We start from the raw sequence: 13,997 nt of genomic DNA, 5'->3' as shown, positions 1-13,997 counted from the left end.
GTGAATGCGTTGGTGGATGTTTCTGAAGCAGCGTGCGTCGGGACCGGCTCCTCAGGAGGTGTTAATCGTGGCGTATGCCTGAGCGCTTTCGTCTACCCTGTCGCGAGAGCGTGTCTGTGGGGAGGAATTGGGCTGGTGAAGACGTTCGAGAGTGGCGACATTCCGCTGGCGGACCTACTCAACCAAGCGCACCAGGGTGTACTGCAGTTACCCGATTTCCAGCGTGGGTGGGTCTGGGACGACGATCACATCGTGAGTCTGCTGGCCTCGGTCTCTCGCTCGTTCCCGATCGGCACCGTGATGACGCTGGAGACCGGAAACGCTGACGTGCGATTCCAGCCCCGGCCACTCGAGGGAGTCCCGAACCCGGCCGCGAAGAGCGCCCCGCAATATCTGCTGCTCGATGGGCAGCAGCGTACGACCTCGCTCTACCTGGCGCTCCGTTCCGGGGCGCCGGTCCCGACCCGGGATGCCCGGAAGAACGACACCGAGCGTTGGTACTTCGCCGACATCGACGCGTGCATCGACCCGGACGCGGACCGGAATGACGCCATCCTGTCACTACCGGTAGACAAGCGACGGGTGAATGCCCGCGGTGACGTCGTGCTCGACGCCTCCACGACCGAGGCACAGGTGCGGGCCGGCAAGGCCGGCCTTTTCCCGCTCAGCATCGTGCTCAACCCGGCTGCCACCTCCGATTGGCAACTTGCCTATCTGGAGGCGGGACCACCGCGGGAGCAGATGAGAATCTGGAAGAGGTTCCAGGAGACGCTGACCCTGCCGTTCCTTCAGTACAGCGTTCCGCGGATCGCACTTAATCAGGAGACTACCAAGGAGGCCGTCTGCCAGGTCTTCGAGAAGGTGAACACCGGCGGCGTCGAACTGACGGTCTTTGAGCTGCTGACGGCGACGTACGCTGCGGAGAACTTCCGGTTGCGCGACGACTGGGAGAGCCGGCAGGCGACCTGGGCGGACGAGCCGCTGCTCGCGGACCTGGACGCCACGACCTTCTTGCAGATCGTCACGCTGCTCTGGACTCGTGGCCGCTGGGAGGAGCGCACCCGGGAACGTGCTCGCGGTGATCGCGTCCCGGCGGTGTCGGCCAAGCGCCGCGACATGCTGGCGCTTCCGCTGAGCGAGTACCGGCGCTGGGCCGACGCCGTCACCGAGGCGCTGCAGGGTGCGGTGCGGTTCCTCCACGGTGAGCGCATCTTCCACGCCCGTGATCTCCCTTACAGCACCCAGCTCGTTCCCTTGACGGCGATCCTCACATTGCTTGGCGAGGCCGCGTTCACGCCGAAACCGACCGCGAAGTTACGTCAGTGGTACTGGTGTGGGGTGTTCGGTGAGCTGTACGGCGGCACCACTGACACCCGCTTCGCCAACGACCTGCAGGACGTGCTCGCGTGGATTCGGGAAGACGGCGAGGAACCGCGCACGGTACGCGAGTCGCAGTTCCAGGCTGAGCGACTGCTGAGGTTGCGCACCCGCAACAGTGCCGCCTACAAGGGTCTCTACGCACTCATGATGAAGCGTGGCGGTCGCAACTTCCATACCGGCGAGACGATCGACGCGAAGGCGTACGCGGCCGACTCAATCGACATCCGCCACATCTTCCCGCAGAAATGGTGCGCAGCGAACGGCATTGACAGCGCGGACGCCAACTGCGTTGTCAACAAGACCGCCATCGACGGGAAGACCTCGGGATACATGGGCGCGAGCGCGCCGAGCAAGTATCTGGCCGCGATCGAGACCGGTGTGCCGGTGGACCCGCAGGACCTGGACGCGATCCTCACCAGCCACGACATCGACCCGCTCGCACTTCGTCAGGACGACTTCGGCGCCGTCTTCGACGCGCGTTACGAACGGCTGATCCGCCAGATCGAGGATGCGACCGGCCGGCCGGTGAACCGCAGCGACGGTCAGGGCAGCCCATTCGCCGGACAACGCGACGGTGACGCGCTGGCACGCGGGATCCAGTCGCTGATCAAGGCCGGGGAGAGCAAGGTCGTCGAGTTCAAGTCGACCGGCTACAAGAACCTGAACACCGGGCAGCAGGACCATGCGATGGCGTGGGCGGTGATCAAGACGATCGCTGGCTTCATGAACGGTCACGGGGGGACGCTGCTCATCGGCGTCCAGGACGATGGGTCGGTGCTAGGCCTGGAGGAGGATTTGACCGTCTTCTCCAAGAAGAACACCGACGGCTGGGAGCAATGGCTGACCCAACTGCTGATTCAGACCTTCGGGAAAGCTGTGACGGCCAACGTGACCGTCGCGTTCGGCACCATCGACGAACGCACGGTTGCCCGGATCGACGTCGCGCCTGCCTCAGGGCCGGTGTATACAACCAGGACGAAGACCGGGGCGAAAGGAGCAGTATTCCTCGTCCGGCTCAACAACACCACGCACGAGCTCGACGGACCCGAGGCATCCAAGTATCAGCACGACCGGTGGTTCAAATAGTCGTGGGCCGAAACGACACTTTTCGAAGTTCGTGATGGCACTCTCTCATCGATAGAAGAGGACGGCGGCTTGGCTCCCGTCCGCTGCACAATAGAATCGGTCAGTCAGCGGGGCTATGGGCAACCAAGATCCGTGGGAGAAACGTCATATCGTACTCGCGACCGTTTCGGTGAGCCTTACATAGTTTCGATCATCGACATGCTCGCGCCAGTAACATCTCGTGCTCGTGCTCGTGCTCATGCCAAGCGACACCTAACAACCGTGGATCGATATGCACCCGTGCTTCGCCTGAAGCCAGCGATGCCGTGCCAGTACCCTTCCGGATGGTTCTCCAGGTGCCCTATCGTCTACGTCTCCCTATTAATTGGGCTCATCAGGCAAGACATGTCCGCTGGTGAGAGGGCCAAGGTGGGCCCGCAGCCGACCCCGACTCGATAGCAAGCCAGGACTCACATAAAGGGAGGGCGCGGAGGCTAGACCTATCGGGGTCTACTTTAATACCTGGCAAGTAAGTGGCCTGTGAACTAAGTGCCGACAGAGTATCTATTTCTATTCTGATCCCTTCATCCACATTTTCGAGATTGCGTCAGACGTGCCTTGTTTTTTCCATTCTCTGGATGTTTCCGAGAGTTGGTAAAGTTGATAAGAATAGACCCAACCTCATTGAATCGATCTTCGTTTCGCGGTTCAATTGGATTGACCAAGAAAACGGCGGCACGCATCGTGTGCCGTAGAGAATCGGAGAGCGATCATGCAGAACGGGGTTCCGGGTAAGTGCGTTCCTTCGAACGTTCCGGGGGAGAAGCTCACGCCTGAGGACATGGCGCGCGTGACATCGGACGATTGGGCGGAGATTCAGAGGCTCGCACGAGGCTACTGCCGGACGGTCGACGCCACGCGGTCACGGAAGCGCATGGACGGAAGCGCGACCATCGTTAAGCAGGGGCACGCCCCATACGGCACGGATGATGTGTCTGACGACGTCACGCAGGATGCCGTTCTTCTGTTCGCGCAGCGTCTGCGGGACATCAGCGCATCGTGTGAGAGGGCATCTGAGAGCACGGTCGACACACCCGCATGGATCTACGTGCGGCGCGACGGCGGCGAGATGACCATCACGCGGACAACGTTGCAGCGGTGGGCGGTTCGGGATGCCGCCGCGCGCAACGGCTACCGGATCGACGTTCCGGCGGATCAGATCGACGCCACACCCGGGGCTCAGCTCATGCGCGGCGTTCCACGTGCGGAGACGGTCACGGGGGCCGCTGTGGCGTTCTGCGTCGCCCAGAACAGCGCTGAGATGTTCCGCGCCGCATTCGGCGACGGGAGGGACTTCCCCATCCTGCGGAACGCTCTCCGTATCGCGGCTGAGGCTGAAGACCTCGGGCGCGCGGGCGTTCTGGCCAAGACTGCCCAAGCCCGGCATGGGGGCGCGTACGGCTCCCGCCGGAACGTGATCCGGGTGCGTGACGCCGGACGGGCGGAGTGGCGGGAACTGTCGGAGCGTCTTGACGACGTCAGGGGCACGATGGCTCACGCCGGTACCCACAGCGCAGAGGACTGACGAAAGCTCGCGAGAGGGCCCTAGAGAGCGTTCTAGGGCCCTTTCTCATGCTCGCGAGAATCGCCATCATCCCACGTGAGAGGCTAAATAATCTTGCGAGGCGCGGACGCTTGGACCGCTACGCGACCCGTATTTAGATGAGAGCGGAAACCGCCGGTACGCGCCTGACGCGTACCGGCGCGATGCCCGCTCTCACACGCCGTTCAGCAGCGTTATCACTGCGCTATGGAACGGCTAAGGTAACCGGAACGTCGACCGTCGATGCGACGCGGAAACGCTGAAATAACGTTGCCGCGTGCGGACGGTCGGGCGGTTCCGGTCCCCGTATTTAAGTAAGAGCGGAAACCGCCGGTACGCGTGTCACGCGTCCGGCGCGATACTCGCTCTGACGTGCTGTTTCGCGGCGTGCGTTGCCGTGTCGCGGACGGCTACGGGGCTGGAACGGTCGACTGTCCGCATACCGCGCGGTGACGTTGAAAAATGTTGCCGCGGGCGGACGGTCGGACGGTTCCGTTCACTGTACTTAAGTGAGAGCGAAATTAGCCGGTACGCGCCTGACGCGTTCGGCGCGATCTCCGCTCTCGCATGCCGTTCTACGGGGTGAATCGTCGCACCGTTGAACGGCAACCGGTGGCCGGAACGGCCAAACCGTCGAAGTGCGGCGCGCGCGGCAATGCTGCGGAAATTGTTGCCGCGTGCGGACGGTCGGGCCGTTCCGGTCACCGTATTTAAGTGAGAGCGATTCGCGCCGGTGAAAGCGTTGGTTAAACCACGCTCCGCCGGACGCGCGGAATGCCGCTGTTGTGATTCCCGCACATCCGTACGGACGCAGGTCGCCCGAACGGGCACCCGTACGAAAGGGAAAGTGATCCTGTGGAGGTGAATGCTGCCGGCCCGCCCGGCTGGGCTGTGGGGGACCTGTCGGTCTCCAGCGGTGGCCGGGTGATGCGGGTGATCGCGCTGGGTGAGGTCCGCCCGGATACCGCGACTCTGGTGTGCGCCGCCGATCCCGGCGGCGTACGTGAGCACGCGGTGACGCTGGCACTCACCCCGATGCCCATGGACGCCGAGGTGATCACCTGTCTCGGCTGCCTGGCCAGCACCCATCTGTGGATCGACGCCACGCACACCAACCGGGCATCCGGGGCGCGCGTGCGGCTGATCCGCTGCTCGCGGTGTTTCGTCTCTGCCCTGGATTTCCGGGACTGCGAGATCCACATGGTCAGCCCGACCGTGCGACCGCATCATCTGGCCCGCCGTCGCCCCTGGTGACGGCCGCCATTCCATTCCATCTTTACGAGTCTCTTTGGAGTCGCCATGGCGATGACGCATGCCCCGACGCATGCCCTGACCCTGCCGCCGGGGTGGATCATCAGTTCCCGGCTGGTGCCCGCGTGGCAGATCGACGCCGATCACCTGCTGGAGGTGGAGGCCGCGGGGCGGACCGATGAGGGCCGGATCCGCTGGCGGTACCGGCTGTCGCGGCGCCGCCGTACGATCTTCGCCGCGTCCGACGTCTGCTCGGCGGTCGGCGCGGTCCTCACGCCCGATGAGCTGATCGACGCCGCCCGGACGGTTCTGCGCTTTCTCACCCTGGAACCGGGGGACACGGACGCGGACTATTTCGACTCCTACACGGCGACCCAGCTGGATTGGCGGGATCGGTACGCCGAGGAGCTGTCGATCTACGCCATGGACGACTGGTGCGGCTACTGCGGCGGCGACCACGCCTCGCCCGGCTGCCCGTCCCGCTGACGCGCCCCATCGGGGAGGCAATCATGGGACGTTGGTTCGGTCTGTGGCACGGCGGCAGCGGGTACGGCCCGCCGGAACCCGGTGATCTGGAGGAGTTCTCCTGTCTGGCCGAGGCCCGGGGCAAGCTGCTCGACCGGTACCACTATGGGCATTGGCAGCGTTCGCGGTTCGCGTTCATCGACCGTGAGGCTGCCGAGGTGCTGACCCCGTGTGTGGGTGAGCACGGCGAGATCACGCTCTACCGCTCCCGCGATGGGTCGGACTATCCCGATCGGTGGATCTTCCTGGGATCGCGCGGCGGCGTCCGCGTCGAGTGCTGCTGAGCCCGCGCTTTCTTTACAGCTTTCGTTCTGTTCTTGTTCGTTCGCCCCCGGTCATTGGCCGCCGGGGGCTTTGTCATGTCTGGAGGACATCCATGACCGCTCGCCTGGATCACACCGTGCGGCTGAGCCGACCGGCGGACTTCATCGCGATCGTGCCCTACATGCTGGGATTCCATCCCGAGCGCAGCATCGTCGCCATGGCCTTCGAACCCGGCCACGACCCAGACTCTGGGGCGCGGGGGTTGCGCGTCAGCGTGCGGGTCGACCTGCCGGAGGATTCAGAAGACAGCCCGGAGATGGCCCGGCACTTCGCCGAGTTGCTCACCCGCCACGACATCGGGCGCGTGCTGCTGATCGGGTACGGGCCCGGATGGCACGTCACCCCGGCAATGGACGCCGTATGCGGCAAACTCTCCGACGCCGGCATCGAGGTGATCGACGCCCTACGGGTCGAGGACGGGCGTTACTGGTCGTACTCCTGCCGCGATCCCGAATGCTGCCCCCCGCACGGCACCACCTACGACGCCACCGGCAACCCGGCCGCCGCTGCGGCGGTGTTCGCCGGACACGTCGCTCGGCCCGACCGCGCGGCGCTGGTCGCCACGCTCGCCCCCGTCGGCGGACCAGACCGCGAGCAGATGACAGCCGCCACGCGTGCCGTATGCACGCAAGTCCGTGCCACGCTCGCCCGTGACGGGGGCCAGGGCTGGTATCAGGAGGGCCTGAGGCAGGTCGGCGCCGCACTCGACAAGGTCAAGCAGGGGCAGGACCTACCCCCGGACATGGTCGCCTGGCTCGGCGTGCTGCTGACCTCGATCATCGTCCGGGACGGAGCGATGACCTTCATCGGCCGATACGACAACGACACGCACATCAGGCTGTGGACCGAACTGACCTGCCGGGTGGAGCCGGAGTTCGCCGCCGCCCCGGCCGCCCTGCTGGCGTTCATCGCCCTACGCACCGGTGACGGACCGCTGGCCCGGGTCGCGGTCGAGCGCTCCCTGTCCGCCGATGCCGAATACCGGCTCGCCGAACTGGTCCAATGCGCCCTCAACCACGGGCTACCGCCGGAGACGGCTTCTGGGATCGATCATGCCGGGATGGCTGAGGAGATCAGCGCCCAGGCGGCGCAGTACCCGGCGGGGACGTGGCCGGTGCTGCCGGAGGGGTGGTGACCGAGGGGATGACGACGGGGTACGCGTCCACCCGGTCGACGGTGCTGGTCGGCCTCGATGCCCGAGTGGTGGACATCGAGGCCGACGCCGTACCCGGTGGGGCGGAACTGCATCTGGTCGGCCTGCCCGAACTGTCGGTCTGGCCGGCCCGTGCGCGGATCCGCTCGGCGATCTTCAACAGCGGTACGGCCTGGCCGGACGCCAAGGTCACCGCGAGCGTGAGTCCGGCGATTCCGCCGGTCTACGACGCAGCGGCCGATCTCGCGCTGGCCCTGGCCACCCTGGCCGCCTCCGGCGTGGTCCCGCCCGAGCGGATCGCCGGACGGGTGTTCCTCGGAGAACTGGCGTTGGACGGCGGGATCTGCCCCATCAGGGGCGTCCTGCCCGCCGTCCGCGCCGCCGTGACGTCAGGAATCAGAACGGTGGTCGTGCCCGCCGGCTGCGCGCCGGAAGCGGCGCAGATACCCGGAGCCGTGGTGATCCCCGTGACCCGGCTGGGCGAGGTGATCGAACGGCTGCGGAACGGGACGTTGGACGGCTACCGCTACCGCCCGCCCGAACCCCTGGCGACCGCATCGCCACCCAGGCAAGGGCTGGATCTGGCCGATGTTCCCGGAAACGAGGCCGCCCGCCGCGCGCTGGAGGTGTGCGCGGCGGGCGGGCACCACCTGTTCCTCGTCGCGGACGGCCCGGCCACGATGCTCGCCGAACGCCTGCCGGGCATCCTGCCGCCGCTGTCACGGGAGGCTGCCCGGGAGGTCGCGGAGATCTACTCACTGGCTGGACGGTCTAACAAGACGCCGGGGGCCAGGGTGCCGATCAGTTCGCCGCACCACACGTCCACACCTGCGGCGATCTTCGGCAGCGTCGCCGGAAACCGCCCCGGCGCGGTCTCGCTCGCCCACCGCGGCGTGCTGCACCTGGCCGACGCACCCGAGTTCGCCCGTCCCACGCTGGACGGGCTGAGCCGGCCCATGGACACCGGAGAGGTCCGCATCACCGGGCTCGGCCGCACCGTCCGGTATCCGGCGCGGTTCACGCTCGTGCTCGACGTCCGCCGCTGTCCGTGCCCGCAAGAGCAACCGTGCGCGTGCACGCCGGTGGACAGACGCCGCTACCTGCGCTGGCTGGCCCTGCTCCTGCCACGCATCGCCGTACGAGCCCCGGTCGGGTGGGAGAACAGCAGCGGGGGAGTCGGCGAGTCGAGCGCGGCGGTAGCCGCACGGGTGGTCGCAGCCCGGGTACGGGCAGCCCACCGGCTGGCCGAAACACCCTGGCGGACCAACACCGAGGTTCCCGCGCTGGAGCTACGGACCAGCTTTGCCGCCGAGCCCGAGGCCGTCGAACTGCTCCGCTCCGCCGTGAACACGGGGCTGCTGACGGTAGAGGGGTTTCCCCGGCTGCTGCGGGTGGCCTGGACGCTGGCAGACCTGCGCGGTGCCGACCGTCCCGGCCTCGACGACGCGGCGGGCGCGCTGGAGCTGTGGAAGGGGGCCGACAGTGGTGAAGGTCGGTGACCGCGTCCTGGTCCGGCCCTTCCTCCACATCCCAGTACGGCCCTGGTGGTCGGAGCCCTACCAGTCCCCGTTTTTCTACCCCGGAAAGGTCACCGAGGTCAACGAAAAGCGTGGACGCGCCAGCGTAGAACTGGACGAATCGCTGTACCCCACACCATGGGAAAACCGCGTCCAGATTTTCCACGTCAGCGACATCCACAAATACAGCTGCCGCTGCCAGGAATGCACCACACCCGGCCGCGACATCTACCGATTCCGCACCGAGCAAGAACGGCTCCGCAACGAAGAACAGCAATAAATAGGCGGTGGCGATAACGGTCGGTGGGTGCTGTGCAAGCGCACGGCACCCACCGACCTCGGCACCACGCATGCCACTATCCGGGCTGTCCACGCTGCTCAGAACGCGCGCTAGTCCCGTAGGTGCGGACGTTCGAGCCGTCCCGCCTTCCGTATTTAGATGTAAGCAATGAGCGACCGGAAGCCGCAGCTTCCGGCCGGAAATTCACAACGCTATTCCTTTCGGGTGAGATCAGCCCACTCCCGAACTTGCCAACCAACAATAGGAAAGGAGATCTACCCGTGAACGAAGGGGAGGTCGACGAGCTCGTATTCGAGGTCGCCGAACACCTTGAAGATTTTACGCCACTGGTCCGGCCCGGCCATCCTGCCTACCTGATGGGACCGGCCGGCGTCCGGCTCGTCGTGCACCCGATCTGGAATCAGAACGGGCGCATCAGAGTGCTCGGCATCTACCCCGACGGAAGCCGCAGCCTGCTCCTCAACCTGCGACGGCACGAGATCACTGTGACAGCCGCCCGCGGGGCCAAGTTCATCGCCAAAAGGATCGAGCGCCGTCTCCTGCCCGACTACCGGAAAGACCTGGCCGCCTGCTGTGAACGGCTCGCCGCCCGGACGGCCGAGAACGGCACCCGGGCCGAGTTCGCCGAAACCCTGCTGTCCCTGCTGCCGGACGCGACACTCACCGAGAAAGAACACGAAACCGTCATCCGCTGGCGGCTCGGCACCACCATCGGCACCTTCACCGTGCACGGCGACACCACCACCAGCACCATCGAGATCCGCAACGCCGACCGCGAACTCACCGAACGCATGGCCTACGCCGTACAGCACCGCGCCACCTGACCAGCACCCGAACACCGCGAGCGCACCCGAACCCCCGCCCGGGAAGCGGAGCCGAAACGGATCCGGCCACGTCCCGCCCAGCGCACAACACCCACCGACGCAACGACACCGGCCTACGGCCGGTGCCTTTCTCATTTCCACCGAAATTGGAGAAGGACCATGTCCAAGGAAACTCTGGAGTGGCTGAACGCCAACACGCTGATCGGCTTCACCGACAAGCGCGGCACCGCCTGGCACTACCGCGCCAGCATGCAAGGGGAGGAAACCAACCACTACCCCGGCCCGATCCCCGTCGACGACGTCAAGCGGCGGCTGTTCGACTGGGAGGCGTTGTCCAGCCCGGTCTACGTGGAGGACCCGCGCGGCGGGCTCGCCCAGGTACCCGGCAGGCAGGCGATCGTGCGGAGCGACAACGGCCACGTCATGGGCATCTTCTCCGACGGGTACGAGCCGCATCCCTACGTCGAATGGCTGATCAACACCATCTCCCGGCTCCTGGACTCCGACCTGTCGATCGGCTCAGCCGGGCTGCTGAAGAACGGGGCGGTCGCCTGGGTGTCGGTCGAAATCCCCGAGAACGTGGTCACACCCGAGGGCGTCGAGTTCCGCCCCCACCTGTTCGGCGCGACCTCCTTCGACGGATCCTTGGCCACCACGTTCAAACGGGCGGTAACGAGCATCGTGTGCGACAACACCATGGCCGCCGGCCTCGCCGAACGCGGACAGCAGGTCAAGATCAAGCACTCGCGGCACTCACGGCTGCGGCTCGCCGAGGCCCGTGACGCATTGAACATCGTGTACACGCTGGCCGATGAGTTCTCCGCCGCCGTACGCGGCCTGTGCCAGGTCGAGGTCACCCGGCGGGAGTGGAACAAGTTCCTGGACGCCCACGTGCCGACGCCCGACGAGCGAGGCCGCAGCCGCACCATGGCCGAACACAAGCGCGACACCCTGACCAAGCTCTGGGACCACGACCACCGAGTAGCCCCCTGGAGCGGCACAGCCTGGGGCGTGGTCCAAGCGGTGAACACCTTCACCCATCACGAGCAGCACGTACGCGGCGCCGAGCGAGCCGAACGCAACATGCTCCGCGCCGTCACCGGCGGCGTCGACGACCTCGATCAAAGCACCCTGCTCACCCTGTCCAAGATCCTCGACCGCCCATTCCACGCCACCGCGGCGTAACCCTGAATGTCGAAATCGTATGGCTCCCGCCTCGGCTGGTTGCGGGAGCCGTACCTCGAACGGCTCATGGAGGACTGCGCCCACCAGACTATTACAGTAGAAACGCGAGCCAAGGTCAGAACATAAGTACGACAATGAACCGCACTGAGGTCAGTATGTCCGACCATGTCGGACGGCCTCCTCAATCATGTGCTCAGCGCTTTCCTGCATCAGGGCCTCGTTGTGGCTGCGGCGTATGTTGTCGAGCCAGTCCGGAACGTGCGCATTGCTCTGCCGGATGCTCAAGATGCGGTCCTGCACTGCACGGCAATCGTCGATTGTTACGGCACCTGCGTCTTTCAACCCCCGGCTCCATAGATCAAGTACCTTCGCCTCCGTCTTGGCCTTCATGTCTCCGCTGTCCCGGTTTGCTTGAACCATCTCGACGAGTTCGCGTACTGGTCCCAGGAAAGGGATCAGGACTGCGGTTAGAGCGTCGGCTGCCGACAGTCGGGCTATCAGAGCAACGACCACGCCAGCCACAACCAGTAAGACCACGGCACCGGTCAGACACGCGGCGTAGAGTCGGTGCATTGACGACCCCCATCCCAGGTTGCTCCGCTGACAGATCAGAACATCCAATGGGCGGACCACATTGCGGGTGTCCGGGTACCAGTCCTTCGTTCGGTTCCCGCGATACCGGGCAGCGGACTCGACGATGACAGTCGGTGACGGGTGGTCGGCGGCGAAGTTGTTCCACGGGAGGCCGAAGACGTGAGTGTCGAACTCCTCCTGCACATAAACCGCCTCACGACGGCGACGCTTCTCTCTACCGCTGGCCATTATCGACCAGAGAAAAGTTAGCGCACCACCAATTGTCCCAACCACCAGACGAAGGTCTGGGAGCGTAAGGGCAAGGGCGACGGTTGCGATGGCAAGCACAACGACGGTCGCGACCCGGACATCATGGATACGCTTGGCATCGGTGTAAAGGCGGGACTGTGCCGCGAGGAGTCGCCGTGAATAGTCCGTGTTCTGTGCGGTCGCGATAGGCGTCGGCTGACTACTTGCCATGTATTCCTCTACTAAGATCTAGGGTCACAGTACGGGAAGCCGGTGCCCCAGACCGCTCGTAGGGCCTGGTTCATTTCCCACCTCTTCGACTCACCGGCCAGCCAGGCCCCATAGGCTGCATCGAGGTGCTTCTTCAAGGCACGCAGTCGGGTAATTGCCGTAAGCCGGTTCGACTCACCAGAGCAGGCGGTGATGCGGGAAACCAATTTCGTCGGATCGTTCATGGCTGCGAGGCCGTTACTAATCATGCTTCCGACGATGGTTCGAAGCGTGCTGAGCGCCCAGATGTTGGCGTTGTTCTTGCCGTACTCCGCGCACCGCATCTCAAGGTAGAAGGACGAGATGGGGACTGCGTGTTCGTACTTCCATGCCTTGAGTAGCCGGGCGATCTTCCGGACGTCGCCAGTGTGTTTGCGGTCCATCTCAGCCACGAACTTGTTGTGCGCCTGAGGTGCGGCCTCCCGCCATTCGCCGCCGGAATCCGGAATTAGCACCACCCGGTTCTCATCGCTGTCTCCACGCAGCAGATACGCCGGAGTGATCTCGTAGTTCGTCACGAAGCCCGTAAACTGCAAGGTCACCGTGGGTCGCGCTACAAACACCTTGTTTGCTTCCCATAGTTCGCGCTTCAGAACGTCACGCATCTTGTCGAGGATCGTGTTCGACGAGTTCGGCTTGTCCTCGAAGTGGATGCGGACCATGTAGTCGACGTCGCTATGCGGAGTGACCGCAGTGCCGTGCTGGAACGATCCGCTCTGAAAGAATGACATCAGGCGGAATTCTGAGTTCAAGATCTCGTGGATCCGCTGCCGGTAACGGCGAACCTCGGCCTTCTCCCAGTCTTTCGGAGCACGGTCGGCCAGATACTGGTCGATCGCTTCCCACAGTGCAGTCAACGTCTCGCCTCCCCTGTCACAGGAACTCTAGTGGTTCCCGCCGACAAAGCCGACTGAACCGACATTTCCGACAATGAGTCAGGTAGGGGCGAACGGCACCGATGAACTGGAGTTCTCGGCAGGGGGCACCAGCCCAGGTTTCGACCCCTACGGCAGCGCTGCCGATGGCGGAGCGTGTATCAGGTGCTTGGAGACGATGCGACGTGGTGGATCGTGCAGGGGGTCGCGGGGCTGTAGGCGAAGAAGAGCAGGTCGCCGGACCTGATCTGTGACCTGGGGACCATGAATGAGTCCCGGTGTTAGACATACGGGCATGAAAGCACCGTGGTGCAAGGATCGGCGACAAGATGCCGTGACGTGCAAGCCTCTGACTTGACGCCTAATAGGGCAGGATCAGGCACGGCGGCGAACGTTCGGAGGGCGCGATGAACGACGAGACGGAAAGCCTGCTTAACCAGGTGGTCGAGCGGCTGGAGAAGAGCATCCTCGCCCGTGACTGCCCTGCCATCGTTGCGTTGGACGGTGCGCGCAAGCTCGTGCTCAGCGATTATGACTACCTCCGTGACGAGCTGACCGCCGCCGCCTTCGAGACGCGGGCTGCCGCCAAAGCCCACGAGATCGACGCGGCCCGCTGGGTGCTTGCCGTACCGCAGGTATGGGTGTTCAAGCCACCGAGCACCGTGGCCATGCGAGCAGTGTCGAACCACCCCCTGAGGGAAGGCGAACAGGAAGCCATCACCTGGATGAGCTGCGACCGAGACGACGGCGTGGACTACGGGCGGGTTCCGTACGCGCGCCGCCCAAGCGGGGAGCCGGTTTTCGACGACCCGGAAGTGTTCACCGTGGGAGTCCTGCCGCACGAGGCGATGCCAGGCTTCACCCTGCTTCAGGCGTATCTCGCGAATGAGGAGAGCCCTACT

General features: G+C 64.9%; 13 protein-coding genes. 11 read left to right on the top strand and 2 right to left on the bottom strand.

Features of this window, described 5'->3' with window-relative positions:
* From AP234_RS32690 to AP234_RS32645, 10 genes are all read left to right on the top strand, one after another.
* Positions 1–2,466: a GmrSD restriction endonuclease domain-containing protein gene (locus AP234_RS32690; protein WP_200926831.1), complete on the top strand. Its 2,466-nt coding sequence runs from the start codon at positions 1–3 to the stop codon at positions 2,464–2,466.
* 751 nt (positions 2,467–3,217) lie between these two features.
* Positions 3,218–4,030 (top strand): hypothetical protein, encoded by an 813-nt coding sequence (locus AP234_RS32685; protein ID WP_055483626.1) that lies wholly within the window; start codon positions 3,218–3,220, stop codon positions 4,028–4,030.
* A gap of 879 nt (positions 4,031–4,909) precedes the next feature.
* Positions 4,910–5,302, top strand: coding sequence for a hypothetical protein (locus AP234_RS32680; protein WP_152990746.1), 393 nt, complete (start codon positions 4,910–4,912; stop codon positions 5,300–5,302).
* 45 nt (positions 5,303–5,347) lie between these two features.
* A complete protein-coding gene (locus AP234_RS32675) occupies positions 5,348–5,785 on the top strand; it encodes a hypothetical protein (protein WP_055483624.1) in 438 nt (145 codons plus the stop codon).
* 23 nt (positions 5,786–5,808) lie between these two features.
* On the top strand, positions 5,809–6,108 hold the full coding sequence (locus tag AP234_RS32670; RefSeq protein WP_055483623.1) for a hypothetical protein: 300 nt from the start codon (positions 5,809–5,811) through the stop codon (positions 6,106–6,108).
* A gap of 92 nt (positions 6,109–6,200) precedes the next feature.
* The gene (locus tag AP234_RS32665) at positions 6,201–7,283 is read left to right on the top strand and encodes a DUF4192 domain-containing protein (protein WP_055483622.1); all 1,083 of its coding nucleotides are present in this window, start codon (positions 6,201–6,203) and stop codon (positions 7,281–7,283) included.
* Positions 7,280–8,800 carry an ATP-binding protein gene (locus tag AP234_RS32660; protein WP_235558526.1) on the top strand — a complete coding sequence of 507 codons (1,521 nt, stop codon included), beginning with the start codon at positions 7,280–7,282 and terminating at the stop codon, positions 8,798–8,800. The genes AP234_RS32665 and AP234_RS32660 overlap by 4 nt, the downstream gene beginning before the upstream one ends.
* Positions 8,787–9,098 (top strand): hypothetical protein, encoded by a 312-nt coding sequence (locus AP234_RS32655; RefSeq protein WP_235558525.1) that lies wholly within the window; start codon positions 8,787–8,789, stop codon positions 9,096–9,098. Before AP234_RS32660 ends, AP234_RS32655 begins: the two co-directional genes overlap by 14 nt.
* 281 nt (positions 9,099–9,379) lie before the next feature.
* Positions 9,380–9,943 carry a hypothetical protein gene (locus AP234_RS32650; RefSeq protein WP_055483620.1) on the top strand — a complete coding sequence of 188 codons (564 nt, stop codon included), beginning with the start codon at positions 9,380–9,382 and terminating at the stop codon, positions 9,941–9,943.
* 159 nt (positions 9,944–10,102) lie between these two features.
* The gene (locus AP234_RS32645) at positions 10,103–11,128 is read left to right on the top strand and encodes a DUF932 domain-containing protein (protein ID WP_055483619.1); all 1,026 of its coding nucleotides are present in this window, start codon (positions 10,103–10,105) and stop codon (positions 11,126–11,128) included.
* A gap of 150 nt (positions 11,129–11,278) precedes the next feature.
* On the opposite strand, the gene AP234_RS32640 is transcribed toward AP234_RS32645, so the two are convergent.
* Together AP234_RS32640 and AP234_RS32635 are read right to left on the bottom strand one after the other, a co-directional pair.
* Positions 11,279–12,181, bottom strand: a complete 903-nt coding sequence (locus AP234_RS32640) for an S-4TM family putative pore-forming effector (RefSeq protein WP_152990745.1) — start codon at positions 12,179–12,181, stop codon at positions 11,279–11,281.
* A gap of 11 nt (positions 12,182–12,192) precedes the next feature.
* Complete coding sequence (locus tag AP234_RS32635; protein ID WP_055483617.1) at positions 12,193–13,077, bottom strand: nucleotidyltransferase domain-containing protein; 885 nt, start codon at positions 13,075–13,077, stop codon at positions 12,193–12,195.
* 425 nt (positions 13,078–13,502) lie between these two features.
* On the opposite strand from AP234_RS32635, the gene AP234_RS32630 reads away from it, so the two are divergent.
* The coding region (locus AP234_RS32630) for a hypothetical protein (RefSeq protein ID WP_063843182.1) at positions 13,503–13,997 on the top strand (495 nt) is incomplete at its 3' end.

The organism is Sphaerimonospora mesophila, assembly GCF_001417795.1.
Lineage (GTDB): Bacteria > Actinomycetota > Actinomycetes > Streptosporangiales > Streptosporangiaceae > Sphaerimonospora > Sphaerimonospora mesophila.
The sequence above is the reverse complement of the archived record's forward strand: the minus strand, read 5'-3'. Positions and strand labels throughout refer to the sequence as shown.